The 23580-nt window shown below is 64.1% G+C and carries 17 protein-coding genes; 5 read left to right on the top strand and 12 right to left on the bottom strand.

The window, feature by feature from the left end; all coding sequences use genetic code 11:
* Positions 1-2: 2 nt before the first annotated feature.
* Positions 3-434 (bottom strand): SCP2 sterol-binding domain-containing protein, encoded by a 432-nt coding sequence (locus ACSC1P_RS04230; RefSeq protein WP_435358884.1) that lies wholly within the window; start codon positions 432-434, stop codon positions 3-5.
* Positions 435-518: 84 nt separating this feature from the next.
* Between ACSC1P_RS04230 and ACSC1P_RS04225 the strand changes: the two genes are divergently transcribed.
* Entirely contained in the window at positions 519-1358 is an 840-nt protein-coding gene (locus tag ACSC1P_RS04225) for a hypothetical protein (protein ID WP_435358883.1), read from the top strand.
* An 8-nt stretch (positions 1359-1366) separates the two neighbouring features.
* On the opposite strand, the gene ACSC1P_RS04220 is transcribed toward ACSC1P_RS04225, so the two are convergent.
* The 4 genes from ACSC1P_RS04220 to ACSC1P_RS04205 all read right to left on the bottom strand — a co-directional run bounded on the left by ACSC1P_RS04220 (position 1367) and on the right by ACSC1P_RS04205 (position 7418).
* A complete protein-coding gene (locus tag ACSC1P_RS04220; protein WP_435360257.1) occupies positions 1367-2434 on the bottom strand; it encodes a zinc-dependent alcohol dehydrogenase family protein in 1068 nt (355 codons plus the stop codon).
* A 163-nt stretch (positions 2435-2597) separates the two neighbouring features.
* Positions 2598-4115 (bottom strand): aldehyde dehydrogenase family protein, encoded by a 1518-nt coding sequence (locus ACSC1P_RS04215; RefSeq protein WP_435358882.1) that lies wholly within the window; start codon positions 4113-4115, stop codon positions 2598-2600.
* Positions 4112-5209 (bottom strand): mandelate racemase/muconate lactonizing enzyme family protein, encoded by a 1098-nt coding sequence (locus ACSC1P_RS04210; RefSeq protein ID WP_435358881.1) that lies wholly within the window; start codon positions 5207-5209, stop codon positions 4112-4114. The genes ACSC1P_RS04215 and ACSC1P_RS04210 overlap by 4 nt, the downstream gene beginning before the upstream one ends.
* 298 nt (positions 5210-5507) lie before the next feature.
* On the bottom strand, positions 5508-7418 hold the full coding sequence (locus ACSC1P_RS04205) for an endonuclease/exonuclease/phosphatase family protein (RefSeq protein ID WP_435358880.1): 1911 nt from the start codon (positions 7416-7418) through the stop codon (positions 5508-5510).
* A gap of 161 nt (positions 7419-7579) precedes the next feature.
* Between ACSC1P_RS04205 and ACSC1P_RS04200 the strand changes: the two genes are divergently transcribed.
* Positions 7580-8245, top strand: coding sequence for a glycerophosphodiester phosphodiesterase (locus tag ACSC1P_RS04200; RefSeq protein WP_435358879.1), 666 nt, complete (start codon positions 7580-7582; stop codon positions 8243-8245).
* Between the two features lie 22 nt (positions 8246-8267).
* Here ACSC1P_RS04200 and ACSC1P_RS04195 read toward each other — a convergent pair whose 3' ends face one another.
* A complete protein-coding gene (locus tag ACSC1P_RS04195) occupies positions 8268-9710 on the bottom strand; it encodes a DASH family cryptochrome (protein ID WP_435358878.1) in 1443 nt (480 codons plus the stop codon).
* A gap of 62 nt (positions 9711-9772) precedes the next feature.
* Positions 9773-10168: a secondary thiamine-phosphate synthase enzyme YjbQ gene (locus ACSC1P_RS04190; protein WP_435358877.1), complete on the bottom strand. Its 396-nt coding sequence runs from the start codon at positions 10166-10168 to the stop codon at positions 9773-9775.
* A 143-nt stretch (positions 10169-10311) separates the two neighbouring features.
* On the opposite strand from ACSC1P_RS04190, the gene ACSC1P_RS04185 reads away from it, so the two are divergent.
* Genes ACSC1P_RS04185 through ACSC1P_RS04175 form a run of 3 tightly spaced genes read left to right on the top strand, consistent with a single transcriptional unit; the run spans position 10312 to position 14386 of the window.
* Entirely contained in the window at positions 10312-11688 is a 1377-nt protein-coding gene (locus ACSC1P_RS04185) for a DUF7827 domain-containing protein (protein WP_435358876.1), read from the top strand.
* Between the two features lie 42 nt (positions 11689-11730).
* On the top strand, positions 11731-13029 hold the full coding sequence (locus ACSC1P_RS04180) for a PGF-CTERM sorting domain-containing protein (RefSeq protein WP_435358875.1): 1299 nt from the start codon (positions 11731-11733) through the stop codon (positions 13027-13029).
* Between the two features lie 52 nt (positions 13030-13081).
* Complete coding sequence (locus tag ACSC1P_RS04175; protein WP_435358874.1) at positions 13082-14386, top strand: hypothetical protein; 1305 nt, start codon at positions 13082-13084, stop codon at positions 14384-14386.
* Here ACSC1P_RS04175 and ACSC1P_RS04170 read toward each other — a convergent pair.
* The 5 genes from ACSC1P_RS04170 to ACSC1P_RS04150 are packed head-to-tail and all read right to left on the bottom strand — an operon-like array spanning position 14383 to position 23286.
* A complete protein-coding gene (locus ACSC1P_RS04170) occupies positions 14383-15555 on the bottom strand; it encodes an MBL fold metallo-hydrolase (protein WP_435358873.1) in 1173 nt (390 codons plus the stop codon). The genes ACSC1P_RS04175 and ACSC1P_RS04170 overlap by 4 nt on opposite strands.
* A gap of 54 nt (positions 15556-15609) precedes the next feature.
* Positions 15610-17610, bottom strand: coding sequence for a SpoVR family protein (locus tag ACSC1P_RS04165; protein ID WP_435358872.1), 2001 nt, complete (start codon positions 17608-17610; stop codon positions 15610-15612).
* Between the two features lie 17 nt (positions 17611-17627).
* Complete coding sequence (locus ACSC1P_RS04160; protein ID WP_435358871.1) at positions 17628-18938, bottom strand: YeaH/YhbH family protein; 1311 nt, start codon at positions 18936-18938, stop codon at positions 17628-17630.
* Positions 18929-21214 carry a PrkA family serine protein kinase gene (locus tag ACSC1P_RS04155; RefSeq protein WP_435358870.1) on the bottom strand — a complete coding sequence of 762 codons (2286 nt, stop codon included), beginning with the start codon at positions 21212-21214 and terminating at the stop codon, positions 18929-18931. Before ACSC1P_RS04155 ends, ACSC1P_RS04160 begins: the two co-directional genes overlap by 10 nt.
* Positions 21214-23286, bottom strand: a complete 2073-nt coding sequence (locus ACSC1P_RS04150; RefSeq protein WP_435358869.1) for a PrkA family serine protein kinase — start codon at positions 23284-23286, stop codon at positions 21214-21216. The genes ACSC1P_RS04155 and ACSC1P_RS04150 overlap by 1 nt, the downstream gene beginning before the upstream one ends.
* Between the last annotated feature and the right edge of the window lie 294 nt (positions 23287-23580).

Raw genomic sequence — 23580 nt, 5'->3', positions numbered from 1 at the left:
GGTCAGTACTCGAACTCGGTGTCGATTTCCGAGGCGTTCTCGGTCATCACGACCGCCGCGTTGCTGTACTGGAGCACCTTCTGCATGTCACCGTCTAAGTCGAACTTGCCACCCATCATGCCCTCGATGGCATCGGTCTCACCGTGGACGAGTTCCTTCCAGTCCGAGTAAGCCCCGCGGAACGCGAAGCCCCAGTCCACGTCGTCTTCGCTCGCGACCTGCTTCGCCTCGGTACACTCGCCGTCTTCGAGGTCGACGAAGAGGTTCACCGGGTCGCCGTCGTAGGCGTCGTCGGGCTGGATGACGAAGAGGAACGAGCCGTTGAAGCCGACGCCCCAGCCGGACCCGACCTCGCTGTACTCGTCGGATTCGTTGAGTTTGTCCTGCCACGCGTCGATCCATTGGTCCGCCTCGCTGGGCATCGCGATAGCCATAGTCTCGGGTTTGCTGCCAGTTCTCTTACCCCTTCCCCCGGCTGGAGTCGTGTCTTTATGTTCGGTTCAGGTCTACCTCGGGACGTGTCCCTCCACCTCTCAGCCGACCGCCAGCCGTCCCACGACGTAGCCTTCCGTGGCTACGCGGAGACACTGGCTGCCGTGGTCGAGGCGTCGGTCGTCGACGCATCGACCGTGTACCTCTGGGTCGACCAGCGCGAGATTGCGACGGACGTCGAAGCCGCCCCAGCAGTGCGGTACTGGTGGCAACGACTCGATGAACACGTCGTCCGCTCGTCTGCCCGAGACGACGACGAGCGCCCGGACGAGTGCTACCGGCTGTCCCTGAACGACGCGGACAGTGACGGACTGGGTGCACTCTTCGAACTCCTCGGCACGACCAGCACTGGTGCTGGTGCGTGGTACCTCCAGCGCGTCGTAGTCGCTCGCGACGACGAACCGGTAGTCGAAGCGATTCCGCACCACAGCACGATTCAGCTCTTCGTCGCAGGAACTGCAAACGAGAGCGTCCGCGAGGCCATCTCGTCGGCGCTCGCCGACCGGACTGGTTGCGTCCGACCGTGTGAGCCCAGTGTTGCGTGGACCGACGCCGACGGCTACGAGTGGGAAATCGCCGGGAAGATGTTGTGTCGGTCGACGTCCGACGGTACCGGGTTGGCGTGTTGGGAACTCACCAGACTCGACGGGGTACGGGTCCGCGACAAGGGCCGGTCTGTCGACTGTTACTGGCGGATTGGGCAAAGCGGCGGCCGGTTCTCGTCGGCCGTCGCACGGGCAATCGACCGGTTGTTCGCGAAGCATCCCGAGACGCTCGAATTCGATGATTCGAAACTGGGCCGACGAGTCGGCGACGAACTACAGGACTTTCTCGACGCGTATCGGCCTTCGGCGACGAAACAGTAGTAAGTGGCTCAGAACGTGTCGCAGACCGGAATTCCGACCGTGTCGTAGTCGCCGAGGTTCTCCACGATACCGGGCACTTCGTCGAGCGAGACGCGCTCTGAGACGATGCGGCCCGGCTCCAACTTCCCAGTCTCCATCATGCGGAATATCTCGTCGTACTCGTTCGGCGGAATCCCGAACGAGCCGTAGAACTCTCGTTCGTCGGTGACCATCGTGTCCACCGGCAGCGAGACTTCGCCGCCTTCCTCGCTCGTCGTCATCCCGATTTGGAGGTGCTGGCCACCCTTGCCGAGCGAGTTCATCGCGTTGCGGCAGGTCTCGGCGATGCCGAGCGCGTCGACGGCGATGTCCGCACCACGTGAGGATTCGGTGTGTTTCTTCACCGCCTGCGGTACGTCTTGTACCTCTTGGACGTTCACGACGCGGTCCGCGCCGAGGACTTTCGCGCGCTCCAGTTTCTCGTCGGCGAGGTCGATGGCGATGACGTTCGCACCCAGAGCGTCGGCGATATGGATAGCCGAGAGGCCGACGCCGCCACAGCCGTGAATCGCGACCCAGTCGCCCGGCGTCACGTCGACGCGGTGGACCAGTCCGTGGAACGCCGTGGCGAAGCGACAGCCGAGACCGGCCACGTCGACCGGGTCGACGTTGTCGGGCAGTTTGACGACGTTGTGGTCCGCGTTTCTGACGGGGTAGTACTCCGCGAACGCGCCGCCCTGAATCGGCAGGAAGCCCATCGGGACCGAGCGTTCGCAGATGTTCCCCTTTCCACCGCGGCAGTGGTGGCAGGTGCCACAGCCGAGGTTGAACGGGTTCGTCACCAGGTCCCCCTCGCGGAAGCGTTCGACGTTTTCACCCACTTCGACGACGCGGCCGCAGGGTTCGTGGCCGAAGACGAGGCCCGGCGTCGGCATCATGCCGATCCACTTCCAGTCGCCCTGCCAGGCGTGCCAGTCGCTCCGACAGATGCCGCAGGCTTCCGTTTCGACGACGATGCCGTGGTCGGCACAGTCCGGTCGGGCTACCTCCTCGACGGTCAGCGGTTCCTTCGTTCCCTGAAAGACGACTGCACGCATGGACATTGGCCACTCGTTTCGAGGCAGCCAGCTTAAACCTAATGATTAAAAGTTATGTTTCTGGCTGTGGCTGTCGCTCGGAACGGACGAAAAAGACAGACAGCGGTGGGATTTGGTCGACGATGACGACGCCGACAGCGACGAAGACCGCCCGCAGCCAGCCTCAACCCAGGTTCGGGATGTCGCCGAAGCTCATCTTCACCGTCTTCGTCTGCTGGTAGGCTGCCATGGCTTCGACGGCGAGTTCGCGGCCGATACCGGACTGCTTGTAGCCGCCGTAGGGCGCTGGCTCGAACATATCGTTGTAGGTGTTGACCCAGACCATCCCGGCTTCGAGGTCGCGCGAGACCTCGTGGGCGGTGTTCAGGTCGCTCGTCCAGACACCCGCGGCGAGGCCGTACTCGGTGTCGTTCGCGCGCTCGACCGCCTCCTCTTGGGTGCTGAACTCGAAGGTCGAGAGCACCGGGCCGAACACTTCCTCGCAGGAGATGGTGTCGTCGTCGGCCACGTCGCCGAAGACGGTCGGCGTGACGAACGGCGCGTCCGCGAGTTCGTCTGGAACCGCCTTTTCGAGCAGGGCGGTCGCGCCGGACTCCCGCGCCCCGTCGACGTACGCCTGCACGTCGTCGCGGTGGTCCGCGTCGACCATCGGACCGATATCGGTCAGTGGCGACAGCGGGTCGCCGACGGTCAGTTCCTCCACGCGGGCCGCGAACCGCTCCATGAACGCCTCACGAACGTCTTCGTGCAGGAACAACCGCGAGCCGGCGGTACACTGCTGGCCCTGATTGAAGAAGATGCTCACGAGCGTCCCCTCGACAGCCTCGTCGAGGTCGGCGTCGGAGAAGACGATGTTCGGGCTCTTCCCGCCGAGTTCGAGCGAGACGGGATGGATGTGTTCGGCCGCGTTCCGCATCGCGGCCTGTCCCGCACCGGTCCCACCAGTCAGGCTGACCTTGCTGATTCCTTCGTGGCCCGTAATCGCGTCGCCGACGACGCTACCTGCACCAGTGACGACGTTCAACGCGCCCGGTGGCAGGATTCGGTCGACGATTTTGGCGATTTCGAGCGTCGAGAGCACGGCCCGCGACGACGGCTTGTACACTACGCTGTTGCCCGCAGCGAGTGCCGGGCCGAGCTTCCACGCGACGAACATCGCGGGGAAGTTCCACGCGCTGATGCAGCCGATGACGCCGTAGGGCTCCTGTCGCGTGTGGATGAGTTTGTCGTCGCCCGACGGCGGGACTCGGCCCTCGTCCGCAGTCCGCGCGAGGCTGGCGAAGTGGCGGAACTGGTCGACCACGATGGTCGTGTCGACGAACAGCGAGTGCTTGTTTGGCTTGCCGACTTCGAGCGAGTCGAGGCGGGCGATGCGGGTCTTCTGCGCTTCGAGTTCGTCCGCGATCTCGTGCAGTAACTGCGCACGCTGCTGGGGCGTCTTCTCGCCCCACGACCCGTCGTAGGCGTCCTGTGCCGCTTCGACAGCCCGGTCTACGTCTTCTGGCGTGCCGGACTGGAACCGCGCCAGCGCCTCGCCCGTCGTCGCGTCGGTCGTCGCCTGCGTCTCACCGGAACTACTCTCGACCCACTCGCCGCCGACGAGGTGGCCGTACTCGTCCTCGGGAATCACGTCGGCGGCGATGCTCCGGTGCTTCTCCAGCACGTCGTCCGGGAGACTCATTCCGGGACCACCTCGGGGTCCAACTCGACCCCGAGACCCGGGCCGTCCGGCGGCGTGACGTACCCATCTTGGTGGTCGAGCGTCTCCGTGAGCAGGAAGTCACGCGCCTCGGCGGTCCACGGCGGTTCGACCGGGAACTCACACCACGGCGACCCGACGGCGGCCATCACGTGCAGGTTCGCCGCGAAGCCCAGTCCGTTCGTCCACGTGTGCGGCACGAACTCGGCTCCGTGGTCGGCTGCTCGGGCGGCCACCTCCACCGACCCGCTAATACCTGTCGCCAGCGCTGCGTCGGCCTGCACGATGTCCAGCGCGTCCCGCGACAGGAACTCGTGGAACTGGTAGAGTCCGTTGTTGAACTCGCCGCCAGCGATGGGGACACTCGTCGCGTTCCGCAGGCGGGCGTACCCCTCGAAGTCGTGCCGCGGCAGTGGTTCCTCCAGCCACTCGATACCGCCCACGTCTTCCAGGTCGCGGGCGAACCGCAGCGCGTCTTTGTACGACCAACGCTCCTCCTCCTGCATGATGCGCACCGACCAGCCCTTGTTGGCGTCGACTATCAGCGTGAGGTCGGGGAACGCGTCGCGGACTTCGCGGACCATCTCGATGTCCTCCGGTTTCGTGACGCGGAGTTTGACCGCCTGGAAGCCCTCGTCGACGCGCTCTTGCACGTACTCGATGCGCTCGTTCGCGGGCTGGACCTCGGCCGTGCTCGCGTAGCACGGAATCGGGTCGGCGGTGCCGCCGAGGAGTTCGTAGACGGGTTTGTCGGCGTCTTTCCCGATGATGTCCCACAGCGCCATTTCGAGGTGCCACGGGCGGGGGCCGATGAGGTCGATGGACTCGAGCTTTCGCCGGATTCCTTCGATGTCGTGCGGGTCCTCGCCCGTGAGAAACAGCGACAGCGGTGTCTCGTAGGTCAGCCCGCCAGCGAAACTCGGGCTGGCTGCCAGGCCGGTGATGTCCGCGTCGGTTCGCAGTTCGAACAGTTCGACCTCGTGGCTCGCCTGTGGATACCCCGGAATCCACGTCGGCTCGAACGTCCCGTCGAGCGGGTGGCTGCGGTGGTGCTGCGTGACCCCGGTTATCTGCATGTGACTAGTCGACACGCTCTAGCCTCGTAACGATTCAGACGGACAGAACGGGGTCTTTATAGGTGGTTTTCCAGGGTGGGTCTGGTTTTCGGTGTATCTGGTTCGTACGTCGCCACTGCTGCCGGTTGCGAGAAGCAGTTCACGACTCACGACGGTACATACCGCAGCCACAGCCTCCCCAACCGATTCGCCGCTCGCCTTCGGCGAGACGGCTCATCCCTCGCGCGATGTCTCCTCGTGGGCTTCACTTCGTTCAGCCACACTCGAAAGCGCGCGCCAGACCGGTTGTATCGAACTCTTACGACCTCGTGAGCGTCGCCGACACCGCGCGATGGTCGGAGTCCTCGCCGTCGCCGTGGACGGCCGAGGCTTTGACTGCCCAGCCGTCGGCGGTCCAGACGTAGTCGATGCGCATCTCGGGGTCGTCACCGGGCCAAGTTCCGCCGCCCTGTTCCGACTCGTGGACGGCCGCCCACGCGTCGGTGAACGAATCGGCCATCACGGTGTAAGCGGTGTCGTCACCGGGTTCGACGTTGAAATCGCCGACGACGATGGCGTCGTCGCCGTCGCCTGCGAGGTCGACCACTTCTTCGGCCTCAACGCCTTGCATCTCGATGGCTTCGGGTGTGCCCTGTTGTTGGGTCTGGAGGTGCGTGACGACGAAGGGCTGTTCGCCGTCGGGGGTGTCGAGCGTGACTCGCATGGCGAGTCGCGGCGGCGACTGGTAGGTCGAGAGCGAGACGACCTCACTGTCGACGATGGGCCACGCCGAGAGAACGGCGACGCCGTAGGTCGCATCCGACGTGGGCACGCCGTAGTGCGAGTGATAGCCCAGTTCTTCGGCCAGCCAGCGCACGCCGTCGACGTTGCCAGAAGTGATGCGGTTGCCCTCGGACTCCTGCAAGCCGACGACCTGCGCACCACTGTCTTCGATGACTGCCGCGACGTCGTGCAGATTGTACTCGCCGTGGTCGCCAGCGAGGAACTGGTGGACGTTGTACGTCATGACGGTCAGCTCGGACCCGTCGGGTTCGTCGGCGGAGCCGATGCGGCTCGGGAGCGCGATCGTGCCAACACCGAGTGCGGCCGCACCGACCGAGGTAAGCGCAGTTCGCCGGTCGGAGTCGACGCCGGGCTGTGCGAGACTCCTTCCCTGGGCCAGCACCGAGAGCGGGAACAAGGCACCGAGCGCGAACAGGAAGGCCGCGGCTCGCTCGTGCGTGAGCGAGAACACCGGCCCGGGCATGTACTCGGCGTTGAGCGCGGAGACGTGGAGGAACACGAGCACGACAGCCAGCAGTTGCGCGCCGACCGTCGTCTTCCAGCGCCAGCGCGATTCGCCGGCACCGGAGACACCCTGTGCGAGCAGGAGGACAGCGAACGCCTGCGCCGGGGCGGCAGCGACCGGTCCGAGCAGGTCCAGCCAGAGCAAGTCGGCGAGCGAGAGCGTGAAGCCCGCGGCGAGGAGCGGCGCGACGCGATGGGCCGGTTCCCCGCGCAGGGCGACGAACACGGCAGCAGCGACGAGTCCCAGCGCGGACGCGGCCAGCGTCAGTTCGTAGGAGCGGAACTGCCACGTGGCGAGGACGGCCGGCGCGCCGAGGAACGTCGCTTCGACGGCGCAGAAGAGGAGAAGTGGCGTGAGGTCGACACCGCCAGCAGCGGCCGACTCACCGGTCGTCGGTGCGTCGCGGCGACCGACCCAGACCGCACCCGCCGCGACCACGAGACCGACGACGAGCGCGAAGACGCGACCCGGGGTCGTGGCGTACGCCGGAGCCACGTCGAACGCGCCACGGAGCGCGATGGCGGCCAGCAGGCCGGTCGCGGCCCCCGGCGCGACGCTCCCGGGCGACCGACGAACCACGGCGACGAACAGCGGGACGAGCGCCAACTGGACACCGATGGCTGCGACGACGGCCGGAAGCGGGCCAGTCACCATCGTCACGCCGAGCAGGAGTGGGACGGCGATTCCTGCGGCCGACAGCGCGAGCGACCGTCGCGAACCCAGGGCGTCGACGACCGAAATCGTCCACCCGGTCGCGAGTAGGAACATGAGGAGTGCAGTTGCGTTCGGGCCGGCCGTCGAGAAGTTGAGCAGATAGATGCGAGAGACGGTGCGCTCGAAGGTGACCACGAAGGTGACGACGAGCGCGGCGGTGAACAACGCGGCCGTCAGGGAATCGAGTTCGGTGTGCTGTGCTGTCACGGTTGCTATGTACTCAGTACAGATTGGATTGATAGATGTTGCGGCCGACGTGTCGAAATAAACACTGGCGGGACGAAACACGGGTGAACGTGTCTCGGGTTTTGCACGCCAGTACTGGCCCGAGAGTAACGCGTATAGTCGTTCGCGGTGTCGGTTCGAGCGTGCGACTCATCGCCCACCGCGGGTTCGCCGACGAAGCGCCCGAGAACACCGTCGCCGCGGTCGAGTACGCCGCTGCGCAGGATGCAGACTTCGTCGAGTTCGACGTTCGCCGCTGTGGCAGTGGCGAAGTCGTCGTGGTCCACGACGAGACCGTCGACCGGGTCACCGACGGGACTGGCCGCGTCGCAGACCTCTCGCTGTCGACGCTCCAGTCGTTGTCGGTTCTGGAGTCGGACCAGTCTATCCCGACACTCGAACGGGTGCTGGACGCCGTACCGTCGTCGCTCGGCGTCAACGTCGAACTCAAAGAGACGGGACTGGCAGCCGACGTGGCCGACGCGCTGTCGAGCCACGATGGCGAGGCGATGGTCTCGTCGTTCGAAGAAGACGCCCTCCGCGAGATGCGCGAGGCCGACCCCAGCGTCTCGACGGCGTTTCTCTCCGACCGGTTCCGCGACCGCCCGGTGAAGACCGCCCAGCGCCTCGACTGCGACTACGTCCACCCGAACTACCAACTGTGTCTGCTCTCACGACTGGTCGAACGCGCACACGACACCGGCATCGAGGTGAACGTCTGGACGATTCGTCACGGAGCTATCGCGCGTCTCCTCGGGCTTCGGGGTGTCGACGGTGTCACGTCGGACCGAAGCGGCATCCTCTCCTGATTCGGGTAGTATACGCCCCTATTTACTGCTTCGTTCGAGCCAGGCTCACCATCGGCTCCGGGTAGTCGACGCCAAACTGAATTTCGTGCTCTCGACGCTCGTCTCGTGGCATCGTCCACGGCCGGTGGGCGTACTCGGTAGGGAGGTCGGCGAGTTCCGGCAACCAGTGTTTGATGTACGCCGCATCGGGGTCGTACTCTTCGGCCTGCCACAGCACATCGAACGACCGGTCGCGCGAATCGTTGCCGACGCCCGCGATGTACGCCCAGTTCCCGTAGTTCGAACACGGGTCGTAGTCGACGAGTTTGGTCTCGAAGTAGGCCGCGCCGCGACGCCAGTCCAGCCGGAGGTCGTTGGCGAGAAACGACGCCGCGTTCTGGCGACCGCGGTTGCTCATGAAGCCCGTCTGGTTCAGTTCGCGCATGTTCGCGTCGACGAACGGGATACCCGTCTGGCCGGTCGCCCAGTGACGGAACCGGACGTCGTTCCAGCACCAGTCGAGGTCGGTGCGGTTCCTGATGCCCTCGCGTCTGAAGTGCCCCGAGCCGTGTTTCACGAACTGAAACTGGAAGAAGTCCCGCCACAGCAGTTCGAACACGAGCCAGTACGTCGACTCGTTCGCGACACGCTCGGCCTCGTAGCGTTTCACTTCGGCGTGGACCTGCCGGGGCGAGAGACAGCCGAGTGCGAGCCACGGCGAGAGTTTCGAGGAGTACGCCTTCCCGAGCAGGCCGTTTCGTGTCTGTTTGTACCGGCGGAGTCTGTCCTCGCGCCAGAGGTATTCGTCGACACGGTCGAGGCCTCGCGTCTCGCCGCCCCGGAACGGGAGCGTGCTTCCCGCTGCTGCGTCCGTCGGTGTGACACCATACGGACTGGTCGGAACGTCGCCGACGCCTTCGTCGCCGAGCGACGGGAGCGGCGGCAGGTCGGGTGAAGCCTGCGACTCGCGCACTGCAGCGTTCGCCTCTACGTCCTTTCGCCACGGGGTGAAGGTGTCGGGCATCGAAGCCGGTTCTGTCGGGAGTTCGTCGCGGTGGTACAACGTGTGGCTCCAGTAGCTGGTCACCGACACATCGCTGCCGGCGAACGCCTCGGTGACCGCGGTCTCGACTGTTCGCTCCTCCGTCGCCGGAAGTGACTGGTAGTGGAGTTCGTCGGCATCGGTCACCGCAGCCAGTCTCGGCAGCACATCCTCGAGGCTCCCCTCACGGACGACGAGGTCGCTCCCGTCGGCGCGCAACCCCTCGCGCAGGTCGGTGACCGATTCCACGAGGAACCGTGTCCGGTGTCCACCAGTCTTCTCGTACTCGAACGACTGCGGCCCACCGTACGGTCGCTCGCCGAACTCGCGAGGGTCGAAACAGTATACCGGGACCACCTCGTCTGCGCCGGCAGCCGCAGCGAGGGTCGCGTTGTCGTGGCGTCGCAGGTCGCGCCGGAACCAGACGAGCGCGGTTCGGGTCATGGCAAATGTAGGCGCGAGACCGGCATGTACGCACACCCGTACTGGTTACCCGTGTGACTGAATCACTCGGTGAGGAGCGTCACGACGACCGTTCGAGTTCGTGGGCCGTCACACTCGACGAAGAGGAGCGATTGCCACGTTCCGAGCACCAACGCACCGTCTTCGACGGGGACGGTCTCGTTCGATCCGAGAACTGTCGCTCGCAGGTGCGAGTCGGCGTTGTCGTCGATGCGGTTGTGCTGCCAGCCCTCGTCGCCGACGAGACCGTCGAGGAACGTCACGATGTCCGACCGAAGCCCCGACTCCGCCTCTTGAATCACGACACCAGCCGTCGTGTGCTGGACGGAGACTGTACAGAGACCGGTCGCATCGTCGGGAATCGCGGCTTCGACCTGTGTCGTCACGTCGACCGTCGTCAGCCGTTCGTCAGTCTCGACCGTGAAGCGCTCGCGGTGCATACGTGAACGTCGGCCGCCACCGGGGAAAGCTATTGCAACGTTGATGGGAACGCGAAAGTTCTTACGTAGAAAGTCATTCTCTCCGGGAGAGCGGAATGTGGGGCAGAACCACAGCCACACTCGCGGTCGTTCTGGTCTGTCTCGTGGGTACCACACCGGGACTCGGTGTCACCGCCGACCTGACCGACACCGGTGGCAGTGCCGTATCGAGTAGTCTGCACGCGGTCGACGCGACGAACACGACGCCGTGGGGCGTTCCGGAGACGGTGGTGGACCAACCGGGCGACCCGGTGACGGTGCCGGTCGACCTCGGCGAGAACGCGAGTAGGGCGACCGTCCGACTGGGCAACGAATCGGTCGGCTACCGACTGGTAACGACCGTCGCCGACGAAGACGGTGACGGTCGTGTCACGTTGCGCTGGAACACGCATTACGCAGGGGTCGTCCCGGAGACAGACCTCGAACGCGTGTTGAGCGTCGCCGGCCCGGACCGACTCGTCGCCGCGAACCGGGAGACGCCGAACCGCACCGAACACCTGCCACAAGGACGCTACACGGTCACGGTGTTCGACGCGTCCAACTCGTCAGAGAACGACACGCCGAGTTCGGGTGACGATCCCTCCGACGGTTCACCGGCCGCTACTGGAACGGTCGTCCTCGAGGTCGACCACCTGCGGGCGCAGTCGATGCGCATCCTCGAAGGACCACCGCGAACCACCGCGGCCGATGCGTACGCGTTCGCCTCACCCACGAGTGACGTAGAACGCGACGAGTGGCTGTTCGTCGAAGTGAACGACACGAGCGTCCACGGCTACATCGACAACGCCTCCGCACTCGCCGACCCGGGCACCGAGGGAGTCTCACTCCACGTTCAACAACTCGACGGCGGCCCCGCTGTCGACGTCGAGAACGCCGAGTTCTTGCACTTCCCCGAGCGCGACCTGCTCGTCCTCGGGTTCGCACCCAACACGACGAACTTCGAACCCGATTCGACCTACCGGGCGACGTTCACCGTCGCCGAGTCGAACCCGTACGCAGTCACGACCGAGGAGGTGACACAGCGATTCACCATGCTCCCCGGCGGCTCACAGCCGGACGCAGCCGCCGTCGAAGTCGTCGAGGTGGACGCCCCCGGGCGCGTCATCGAGGGACGACCGGCGAACTTCAGCGTCGCACTCCTCAATTCGGGTGCCCGCGTCGGGAACGCCACCATCACCGTGACCCTCGGTCACGTCACCGTCGAACGGACGGTCACCGTGTTCCCCCAATCCCGCCGCGTAGTCACTGTCTCGGTCGACACCGCCCCACTGACCGAGGGGAAGAGTATGTACACCGTCCGGGTCTCTGGGGGTCGTGCGGTCGTCGACGGGACCGTCGATATCTGGCTCTCCGACGACGAACCGAACACCAGTCCGACGTTCGCACCGCGGAGTAGCGGCCAGCCCGGATTCGGAGTGGTGGGGGTAGTAGTCGCGGTCGCAGTCGCGGTCGTTTCCGTGGTCCGACGCTTCGATACGTGAGTGTTCACAAAACTTATGAGTCTATTTTCAGACACTGAGATAGTGTCGTCGACGCGCGCTCCGTGGCTGGTCATCTTGCTGACCCTGTTCGTCCTCCTCACCGCCGTCCCAGCAGTGCAGGCTGCTGACGACCGAACCGAGACGCCACCGTGTCCGGAGCCGATGAACGTCTCCGAGGGAGACGTCACTGAACAGGCGAACACCTCGATACAGCTGTTCGGCATCGGTCCAAACGTCTCGCCGAGCGAGATTCCAGACGCAGAGTCGCTCGACGAGGTGCCTCGTGGTGGCTCCGCAGTCGTGCAACTCTGTGGCCCAAACGTGACTGAACTCGCTCACGCATCGGCGGACCCGTTCGATGGTCTCTTTTTCACACTTCAGGGGGGCGATTTTCTGGCCGGGCCAACGATGGGTACAACGGCCAACGGCTCAAGTGAGAACACTGTCTACGTCGTGTTTCGTGAACAGCGGTTCCGAGACGGCAGACGTGGTGGAGACCAACTCGTCGTCAGGGCGGATGGCGGCCGATTCTATCCTGAACTAGACCCAGACAGCGAGAATCACGTCGATTTCGCGACACCGACCGACGAAGTAGCTCTCCAACCAATCCGGGCGGGACTCGACCGTTCGGAGGGCTGGAATTCCACTTCTCGTGAACGCTACGTCGAGCGGACCGACGAAGTACAGATACGTGGCTGGTCGAACCTCACTGCCGGCGAGACGGTAACGCTCGAACTCAGCCGAAACAGTTCGACCGTAGTGCGCCGGACCATCGATTCGTCGGGAGGAGACTGGCAGACAGCGGTCGACTTCTCGACGTTTCCGAACGGCACGAGACTGAGCTATCGACTCGTCGGTGGTGGCTCTCTGCAGGACCAGGGGACGCTTCTGGTCGTCGAGACGCCACTGGCGGTTCGAGAAATTCGGGTCCAGTCCTACGATGAACGAACTGAATCACTCCTCCTGCAAGTAGAACCCAAATCGGTCGGATTTACCGACGGCACACTCTCGGTGCCGTATCGGTTTATCGACGACGAGACGAACGAGACAGTCCGCAGTGGTGCGGTAACGGTGACACCCTCGAACGCGAGCGCCCAGACGCTGCATGCCTCGGTGGAGGGACCGGACGAACCGGGCTCGTACGTCTTCGTGGTCGACATCGGAGGCGAAACCGAACGTCGTGCACTGACCGTCCCAACTGAAGTCACGAACGACACAGCGAATACGACAGGCGTCGACCCGACACTCGCACCGCGGACCGAGACGGGTGAACAACCGGGCTTCGGAGTCTTTTCTACTGTCGTGGCCCTGCTCGCGGTCGTGTTTCGGTACCGGTCCTGACGCACACAAGACATATACGTTCGATGGGAGACGGCTGTAGCATCGTCCACGCATGCGCTCGTCCCTCCACCACGTTGTACTCGCCGTCCTCCTCGTCCTCGCTGGACTACCGGCGGTTACCGGTGCCAGCATGTCGGCCGACCAGTCGACACAGACAAAGGCGACCTGTCCCGGTTTCTCGACTCCTGCCGAGGGGGTAACCCTCCCGAACAAATCGAACGCATCCAACGTCTCCATCGCGGCCTACGGCGTCAGCCCGAACGTGTCTCCCAACGAGGTACCGACGACGACCCAGCGACTCGATACCGTCCCGCTCGAAGGGTCACTCGTGGTTCACGTTCGCGCACCCGATATCGGTGACAGAGTCCAGAACTCCAGCGACCTCACCGAACCGGCACCCTTCGTTCAGCTCCGTGCACCCTGTATCGCGACTTCCGCGGACCGGGCCGAGTTGGTCCATGGCGGCGACGACGAGATATTCCTCCTGTTCGGCGACGGTCACGAGTTGCCGGACTATACCGCGGACTACTGGACGGCTGCGGAGTTGGTCCTCCCAGGCTCGTACGACAGTGTCGACGGACAGATTCGCCGGCAGGTCGAGTTCGACCTCGAACAGCCGGTCGCAGCAGTCGGCATTCGTTCCATGACGCACGTCCAGCCGACAGCGAACGTGACCATCACCGGACACAGGGCCGACGGAGCCACCCCGCCGCTCGAACTGACGCTCTCACGGAACGGAACTGTCCTCACGCGGGAGTCCGTCACGTCGAACACGTCCGACTGGGCAGTCTCGGTCGACCTCTCGAACGTCTCGAACGGTACGCACGTCGACTATCGACTCACAGTCGACGGTGTCCGGCACGACGCAGGGACGCTGGTGGTCGACGAGACGCCAATCGAACTCCGCCGCGTCCTGATCGACTCGCGGACCGACACTGTTAGAGCCCGCCTCAGCGTCGTCAACGAGGGTATCGACACGGTCGAGCCGACCTTCGACTATCGAGTCGTCACCGCGGGGACGAACGAGACGGTCGAGTCTGGAGCGTTCGCCCCAGACATCAAACCAGGGTACGATGGGACGGTCGTGTTCCCGCTCGACACACCGACGAACCCCGGCGAATACGAAGTCGTCCTCGAGTTCCAGAACGAAACGGTTCGGCGGAATCTGACCGTCCGCGCGAGCGACGATGAGACGACGACCGAGTCGCCGAAGACGGAGCCATCGACGACTGAGACCACGACAGTCTCCAACCCGACGCTCGCACCGCGGACCGAGACTGGTGCGCAATCAGGGTTCGGCCTCGCCGTGACCGTCGTCGCCCTACTCGCAGTCGCTCTCCAGACCCGAAGACGTTAGTCCTCGCTCGCCGCACACCGATTCGGCCCGAGTTCGAGTTCGACCGCTTCTTTCTCGTCACCGAGTTTTTCGTGGCCGGTGTTCACCGCGATGACCCGCTCGTAGTTCGGCGGCTTCGCGGGCAGGTCGTCGGTGACGCTGGCGACGAAGCCATCGCGTGATTCCTGTAGCACTCCCGACGAGGTCCGGCGGTCACCGACCCTCGCCGCCACGGGTTCGCCGGGCGTGATGGGTGTCGTTCCGTCGTCGGCGACGGGGAAGTGCCCGGGACAGACGACGACCGAATCCGGTTCGGCCAGCAGTGTCCCGTGGAGGCTGTCGTACAGCATCTCGGCGCCGTGTTCCGCCTCGGCGTCGGCGAACTGGAGTTCGGTCCGGCCCACCGACTCGACGAACAGCGTATCTCCGGTGAGCACAGCGGCCGCGTTCACGAGATAGCTCACCGACTCGGAGGTGTGGCCGGGCGTCGCCAGTGCCTTCATCTCGACGTTCCCCACGGAGACGACCTCGTTCCGGGCCAGCGGTTCGTAGTCGTACGCGACCTCGCGGTCTGCCGCGGCGTGCGCTCCGAGGTAGTACGGCACGCCCAATTCGTCGGCCAGTTCGCGACCGCCAGAGACGTGGTCGGCGTGGACGTGCGTGTCGAAGACGGCGACGAGGTCGTAGCCGCGGTCTTCGGCGGCCTGTCGGAACCCGTCGGTCTGGCGCGTCACGTCGATAGCTGCGGCTTGCTTCGTCTCGGTGCAGGCGACGACGTAGCCGAGACAGCCCTTGGCCCGGCGCTGAAGCTGGACGATTTCGACAGAGTCGTCGTCGGTCGGCACGGTCGTCACGTCGTATGCGCCGCTGTAGGCGGCCATGCCGCCGTCGACGACCGAGACATGGTCGTAGCCAATGTCGGCCAGTGCGTCGGCGAAGGCGTCGGAGGACTTGCCGATGGCACAGATAGTGACGACGTGGTCGTCCTGACTCGCGCCGGTCTCCTGCTCGAAGTGAGTTCGGTCGACCGACTCGCCGGGTTTGAACGGATAGTTCACCGAACCGGGCAGTCGCCACCCTTCGAAGCTCTCGGGTTCGCGGGTGTCGACGACGACGAGTCCGTCTTCGTCTCCGGTGGTTTCCGGGTCGCGTAGCTCTCGAAACTCCTCGACGGAGATGGTGTCAGTCATGTCGCTACAGACGGGCCGAACGTCGAAAAAGAGTCGCCGAATCAGTAGACAGATTCAGGCCAGCCACTCCTCGGGCTTCGTGTCGTAGTCCACGTCGTCGGCCGCGAGGTGTTCGACCTCTTCCCAGGCGAGGTCGGTCATCTCGAACTCCTCGCCGTCGAATCTGATGAGTTTGCCCTGCTCGGTCGGCGTCGGTTCGCGGTTGCGTCGCCGGGCGACCTCGCGGTCGTGGTCCGAGACCTCCTTCACGATGGTCATGAGGTTCACCGGGTGGCCCCAGAGTTCGAAGACGCGTTCGAGCGTCTGTCTGGCCTGCCTGACATCGAGCATGACGCCGTTGTACTGGTGGCCGAGCAACAGCTCGTTGCGGTTGTTGTAGTTGCCGTCGTACACCGCGATGGTTGGCTTGCCGAAGTTGGTGAACTGCAACAGCAGTTTCTTCTTCACGTCGGCGGCGTTCTGGCTGGCAACGCGGTACTGGCCGGTCGCGTGCGAGTACTCGTAGGTGAAGTACGCGTTCTCGTCGATGAACTCCTGCGTGAGGAACTCGTCGATGAACGTCACGTCGTTGTGGCTCCGGCGGACCTCGCGCATGCGGTCCCAGCCGATCGAGAAGTCGACGGCGGCCATCGCTTCCTCGACGGAGTCGTACACCTGGTCGTCGAACAGGTAGCGCCCGATGCGCTCCAGTTCAGACTGGCTGATGCGCTCGACGAAGCCGCGGTTCTGGCGCTTGACCAGCGAGTAGTGCCGGCGGCACAACCCTTCGTAGGAGAGCACCTTCCACGGGTACTTGTCGACGTCAATCTCGTCGTTCCGGGCGAGTTCGAGCGCCTCGTGGTCGACGTACTCCTCGGGCAGTGCCGCCACCGCGTCCAGCGTGTCGGCGGTGACGTTGGCGAGTGCGTCTGGCGGCGCGAGCAGTTCACGGACCCGCGCGAAGTCGACGGTTTCGGTGAAGTTGCGCCACGTGATGCCCTTCGTGCGCAGGAGGTGTTCGACGACTTCCTTGCGGTTGGTCGTGTTCTCGATGTACTCCCACAGCTCTTTGCCGAGTTTGTACGGGTTCAGCCCCGGCGAACCGAGGACGGCCGCTTGGTGCTTGGCGTAGTTGATGAACTCGTCGTCGCCGGCGAAGCGTTCGTCGCCCATCATGAGCGACTCCCAGAACGCGGCCCAGCCCTCGTTCATCACCTTCGTCATCTTCTGGGGCGCGAAGTAGTACGCCTCGGCGCGCATCATGTCGAGCACGTCGCGCTGCCACTCCTCCATCTCGACGGCCTTCTCGGCGTCGCGGTCGTACTGCTTGCCGTACTTCCGCAGGAACGAAAGCAGGTCCTTCTCTGGCTCGGGCGGGAACGTCACCGGTCCCTCGTCGGCGTCTTGCTGGGCGAGCCACTCCTCGTCGAACACCTCGCGTCGAACCTCTTCGGAAAGTTTCAGCTCGTCTAGTTTGTCCGCGATGTCGTCGTCGATCTCCGGTCGCTCCTCGTCGCTCTCGCTGACCGAGCGATAGCGCTGGTGCTGGTCGATGTTGTCTTCCAGCGCGAGCGTGTTGTCTATCCACTTCTCGACCTCGGCACGGTCGACCTCGGGGTCGCGCATGTACTCGCCGATGCTGTTCGCGTGGCGTTCCAGCATGGCCGCCGCATTGGGCGTCCCGTCGGAGAACAACTGGAACCACTCGTTCTTCGCGAAGAAGTCGGAGTGGGCCTCGACGTGCGTGATGACCGCCTTCTGGTCGGCGAGCGTGTTCGACTCCTGCAAGAAGGCGTGCGCTGGGTCGTCGTTGTTGACGATTTCGAACGCCTTCCCGCCGCCGTACTGGCCTTGCTTTTGCTGGCGGTCGTACTGCATGCCCCAGCGCCAGTGCGGGTAGCGGTGCTGGAAGCCGCCGTAGGCGATGAGTTCGTTCATCTCGTCGTAGTCGACGATCCAGTAGTTCACCTCGTACGGCGAGAGTCCCAGCTTCTCGGCGAGGTTGCGCGCCTCCTCGACGGGCTCTCGCAGGTCGCTGGCGATGCGCTGTTTTCTGAATCTGTCTGCTTCACTCATTTCGTGGCCTCCCCGAATCACTCATCGGAATCACCCTCCGTCGAGAGGATGGTGTATATCGCGTCCGTCACGTCGTCGGGGCTGGTGACGTAGGCGACGGCGACGTTGTCGCTGCCGGCGAAGTGGGCTTCCACCTCCTCGGCGTGGGTCGCGTTGATGGCTGTCCCGGTCGGTTGGGTCTCCACGTAGGCGTGGAGGTTCGCGTCGATGGACTCCATCAGCGGGATGACCCGCTCTTCGGTGTCGTTGCTGGAGTTCTCCGAGTCACCAGCCGCGAACACGTAGCGGTTCCACTCACTCCACGGGTACTCTTCGAGCAGCATCTCGGCGAGTTCGTACGCGCTCGAAATCTTCGTCCCGCCACCGGAGCGGATGCCGAAGAACTCCTCGCGGTCGACCTGCCACGCCTCGGCGTCGTGGGCGATGTAGACGAACTCGGCGTTGTCGTACTTCCCAGTCAGGTACCAGTCGAGCGGCGTGAACACGCGCTCGACGAGTTCGCGCTTCTTCTCGCGCATCGAGCCCGAAACGTCGCGAATGTTCACGACGACGACGTTCTTCTCGCGTTCTTCGATGATTTCGGGGTGGCGATATCGCTCGTCTTCGCGGCGGAACGGGACGTGCTTGATTCCCTCGCGGCGAATCTTCTGGTAGGTCGTCTCGCGTTCGACGTTCTCTTCGACCTCGTCGATGGAGGACCACTTCGTCTTCTCGCTGTCCGGAATCTCGCTGTAGGCGTCGACGAGCCACGCCTTCGAGACGGGGATGGACTGGCCACGAGCCCACTCGTAGGCCGTCTGTGGCCCCCAACCGTCGATTTTGAGCACTTCGGTCAGGAAGTTCTCGTCGAAGTCCATCGCGAGTTTGCGCTTCAGTCCCTCCTTGAACATGCGCTCGAAGTCGAGCGTCGAGTCGGGACCGGTCCGCGTGATGTCCGTGAACGGGCCTTCTTTCTCCTCGATGACGCGCTTGCCCTTCGGTTCGAGGTCGAGGCCGAGTTCCTCGTCGAGTTCCTGTGCGAACTCTTCGGGGTCCATCTCGTAGTACTCGTGCTCGCCGCCTTCCTCACCGGGGTCGCCCTCCTCGCCCTCGCCGGGCTGTGGCTGGGGCTGACCGACGGGGTCGCCCACGTCGACGTCTCCCTGGCCGACACCGCCCTGGTCGAGGCGGTCGTACTCGAAGTTCGGGAGGTCGACGATCTTGATGGGGATACGGACCTCGTCTTGGCCGCTCCGGCCGAGTTCGCCGTACTGGATGAACTCTTTGAGGTCCTCGCGTCGCTGTTCACCGACTTCCTTGAACCGGTCGAGGTCGTCTTTCAGTCCCATCTGTATGCCACCTGTGCCATGACGTGTCTGCTGGTCAGTTCGGCCGACGCAGGCGAGTAGCCGAGCGAGTCGACCATCGCGTCGATGGTCTTTCGCTTGAGGCTGGCCGTCTCGGTCCCGGTCGGTGGGTCGTCCCACTGGGCGGGGTCGAAGTCGTCGTAGACCCGACGCACGTCGTCCCAGTCGTTCGATTCGAGCACCGCCCTGACGACGGGAATCGCGCCGAGGTCGACGTTGTCGATGCTGAAGTCTTCGTCGCGGTGCTCCCAGGCGTGGCGGTTCAGTGCCGTGATGATCTTGTCGCGGCGGAACTCTTCGACTGCCTCGCTCGGCTCGTTACCGGTGTAGTCGTCGTCGTCGAAGCGGCCGAGGTGTTCCGTCTCGAATATCTTCATCTTCAGCGGGTCGGGCTCCTCGCGCTCGCCGCGTTCGTTGACGATAGGGTCGCCCGTCTCCCAGGCGTACACCTGTTCGACGTACTCGGCGACGGTCGCCTCGTCGACGTGGCGGTCGTGCATCATCGCGTCGATGACGTCCTGCTCTTGCGCGCCGAAGATGTGGTTCTTCACCTCGGCGACCCGCGACTCGTACTCGGTTCGCTCGCCCGTCGAGAAGACGGGGGCGTCGACCAGTCGCTCCGCGAGCGCGTTCAACACGTCGCGGGGCATGATGACGAGTTCTACTGGTAAATCGGGGTGATGTCTGTCCGTCTCCTCGTGGAGCAGGTCGGCCATCACGTCTCGCGAGTAGGTCACGGGAATCCCGTGGTTGCCGTCGCTCGACTCGTCGGAGAAGTCGTAGTCGGACTTCTCGGTTCGGGTGTCGCCTTCTTGCAGATAGCCCTGGTCGAACAGGATGGCCTTGTCGACGAGGTCCAGCCCCGTCGGCAGGTCGTCCTCGTCGAGTCGGGTGACCACGCTGTACAGCGCGGCGGCCTCGATGGCGTGGGGTGCAAACTCCCTGTCCGTGATTTCGCCGGAGGACTGCTTGACTGCGATGGTGACTGGCTTGCGAATCTCGTCTGCCAGTTCGTCGTAGCCCTCGCTCGTCCACACCGTCGTCTCACCGGTGAGTTCGCGCCTGATGAGTTCCGTCTCCAGCGAGAGGTTCGTCAGGTAGGCGAACTCGTGCTTGTCGAGCCGTCGCTTGAGTGCTTTCAGCGGGTCCATACCCTGTCGCTCCGAGTGCTGGTTCAATTGCGCCTCCAAGTCGGGATTCGAGATGATGAGCAACTGCGTGTCGATGTCCATCCCGATGCCCTTGTCGAGTTTGACGCTCCCCTCGTCGGGGACGTTCAGCAGTTTCTGCAGCAAGTCGGCGTGTTGTGCCGCGTCTTCGACGATGGTGAGCAGGCCGTTGCCTTGCGAGAGCACCCCGTCGTAGCTGAACGCCTGTGGGTTCTTGCGCCCACGCGAGTCCAGTTTCTGGAGCATGCCGCGCATCCACGAGCCGACCAGTCGCTCTTTCGGCGTCCCGTCGTCTTCGGAGTGGAGGATGCCGATACCGCGACCGAGGTCGACCACGTAGTTCTTCACCCGGAGGTGTCTGCTGTCCGTGATGGCCGAGAAGAGGTCTTTGCGACCCTTCCGGCGGTACATCTCTTCTAAGTACTCGTACGCCTCGCGGCTGAACGGGTCGAGTCGTTCGTCGATGTCGATGGGGACGTCCGACCCGAGTTCCGCGTTCAGGTCCACGAGCAGTTCTTTGCGTATCTCCGGGGGGAAGACCGTCAGCGGGTGGGCCTGCACCGGCGACTCGTACCAGTTCTCCTCGGCGGCTTCGACGAGGTCGTCGCCATAGCTCAGCCCGCGGCCTTCCGAGGCCGAGGCGATGTTCCACTCGATGGTGTACCGGCGACCTTCGGCCGTCTTCGAGTACTCGCGCAGTCCGTTGACGAGACAGCGCTTTAGCTCGGACTTGCCCGTCGCCGTCGGGCCTTCGAACCAGAGAATCTTCTCGTGCTTGCCGCGACCGGCCGCGATAGAGCGCAGGTCGTCCACGAAGGAGTTGAGCACCTCCGTGTTGCCGAGGATGGCGTGCTCGCCGTCGTTGTGCGTGTCGTCGAAGAAGCAGTAGCGCTCCTTCTCCTCACCGTGTTCGACGACGGTCCGCGTCCCGCCAGCCTCGATGGCTTGCAGCAGGTACTTGGCGGCGTGGCTGGCGATGCTCGGCTGGTCGAACACCCGGTCGACGTACGCCGCGAGCGACATCGGCTCCTCGTACGTCTCTTCCAGCGCCCGGTCACTCGCGGTGACGAAGTCGTCTCCCCGGCTCATCAGTCTTCCATCTCTGCTTTGGCGACCTCGGCACCAGCGAACTCGAGCACCTCCTTTGCACCGTCACGGGAGTAGCCCTGGTCGATGAGTGCGTCGACCCACGAGTTTCGCTCGTCGTCGTCCGTTTCGTTGGCCGACACGAGGGCGCTGAAGTTGATGTTGTGCTTCTTGTCCTCCCACAGCTTGCGTTCGAGGGCACGGCGGAGGCGCTCGTTGTCCTGCGGGTTGAACGTCGTCCCTTCGCGGGCGCGACGCGACACCCAGTTCGAGACTTCCTGGCGGAAGTCGTCCTTGCGGTCCTCGGGGATGTCGAGTTTCTCTTCGATGGAGCGCAGGAACTTCTCGTCGGGTTCCTGGTCGCGGCCCGTGATGTCGTCCTCGATGGTGTCGTCGTCGATGTAGGCCATGACGTGGTCCATGTACTTCTCGCCCTGACGCTGAATCTCGTCGATGTCGTAGGCCAGTGCGTGGCGCACGTCCTCGATGGCACGCTCTTTGTACTCCTCGCGCACCATTTCGAGGTAGCGGTAGTACTTCTCGAAGTTCTCCTCGGGGATGGAGCCGTGGTGCTCTAAGTTCTCCTCGAAGAAGTTGAACACCGTCAGCGGCGACAGGAACTGGCGACCACGGTGTTTGGAGTCCATGATGGCCTCGGCTATCTCGTCGCCGATGAAGCGGGGCGAGACGCCTTCCATCCCTTCGCCGATTTCGGCCTTCGACTCGGCTTCTTCACGGAGCTTCTTCAGGTCGATGTCGTCGCCGTCGTCGATTTCGCCGTTGTAGGCCTTCGCCTTCTGAATCATCCCGACCATCTCGTTGTCGGGTTCTTCGATGCGAGTCAGGACGGCGAACAGCCCGGCCATCTCCAGTGCGTGCGGCTCGACGTGGATGTCGGGCACGTCCGCGTTGTTCAGCATCTTGCGATAGATGTCGGACTCCTCTTCGTAGCCGAGGACGTACGGGAAGTCGATGCGCTTCGTCCGGTCGTTGAACGCCTCCATCTTCTCGTCGCCCTTCTTGTCCTTGTACTCGGGCATGTTCGTGCGCCCGACGATGACCTGGTCGATGTCGATTCGCGGGTTGTTCTTCGGCTTGATGGTCATCTCCTGCGTCGCGTGCAGGAAGTCGTACAGGAACTCACGCTGGAGTTTCAGCAGCTCCTCACCACTGAAGATGCCGCGGTTCGCGTTACAGAACGCGCCGGAGTAGTCGAACGCGCGTGGGTCCGACTCGCCGTAGATGGCGATCTTCGAGTAGTTGACGTCGCCGGTCAGTTCGGTCTCGTCCTGATTCTTCTTGTCCTTCGGCTCGAACGTCTCCAGACACTGGCGCTTGTTCTCGTCGGCGACCAGCCTGATGACTTCGACGTGGTTTTCGAGGACGGCCTGCAGGTCGTCGTCGTAGTGTTCGAGGAGTTTGTCCATGTAGAACTCCGACTCGGGGTCTAACGCCTGCTCGTTGCGGATGGTGTAGGGCGCGTCGTGGAGTTCGTTCAACTCGTCGAGCACCTGCTGGCGCTGTCGGAGCGGGAGGAGGACGAGCGGGTCCTGATTCATCGGCGAGCGGACCACGTCGTCGGCGGGGTCCTGGTCGTCGACGATGTCACAGAGGTTCGTCCAGCGGAACGTGTACATCCGCCCATCGTCGCGGAGGGTGTAGTCTTCGAAGTACTTCCGGCACATCCGGTCGAAGTGCGACTTGCCGGAGCCGACCGGCCCGAGCAAGAGTTTGATACGACGCTCGGGGCCGAGCCCTCGGGCACCGGACTTTATCTTGTTGACGAACTCGTGGATACTCTGGTGGATGACACGCCCGTAGAACGTGTTCTCACCGTCGTGTAGCGGGTCCTTCGTCGCCAGTTGGTACTTGACGATACCTTCGTGTTCGTCGTACTCCGTCCCGTAGAAGTCGAACATGTCGGCGACTCGCTGGTGGGCGTTTCGGGCCACCATCGGGTCGGCGTACACTTCGTCGAGGTACCACTCGAACGTCTTCGTCTCCCGCAGGTCCGCCGGGATGGACTCCTTGTAATCGGTACTCAGTGCTTCCAGTGATTCTCTCGTATTAGTCATGCTATCACGGACAGGGCCGACGACAGGAAGCGACCAGCCACGCCCACCGGCCGCGCGGTGCCCACGCACCGCGTCGACTGTCGTCTGTCTCGGTATCCTACTCCGTCCCGGCCAACGGTCGGACACGCCCACTGCGTCGCCACTCCAACGACGCCACCGTCGTCGTGTCCATCGCGCATGTCAGCGCTTGCGAACCTTGGCATTTGTGAACTATTGTCACCCTGCGACGTGCGGCCCGGCCTCCCATGTGAGTTGGGTGCGGTCGGTGACCGGAAAGTGCAGGGCGGTCGGGTC

The organism is Haloarchaeobius caseinilyticus (genome assembly GCF_051207395.1).
Taxonomy (GTDB): Archaea; Halobacteriota; Halobacteria; order Halobacteriales; family Natrialbaceae; genus Haloarchaeobius.
The sequence above is the reverse complement of the archived record's forward strand: the minus strand, read 5'-3'. Positions and strand labels throughout refer to the sequence as shown.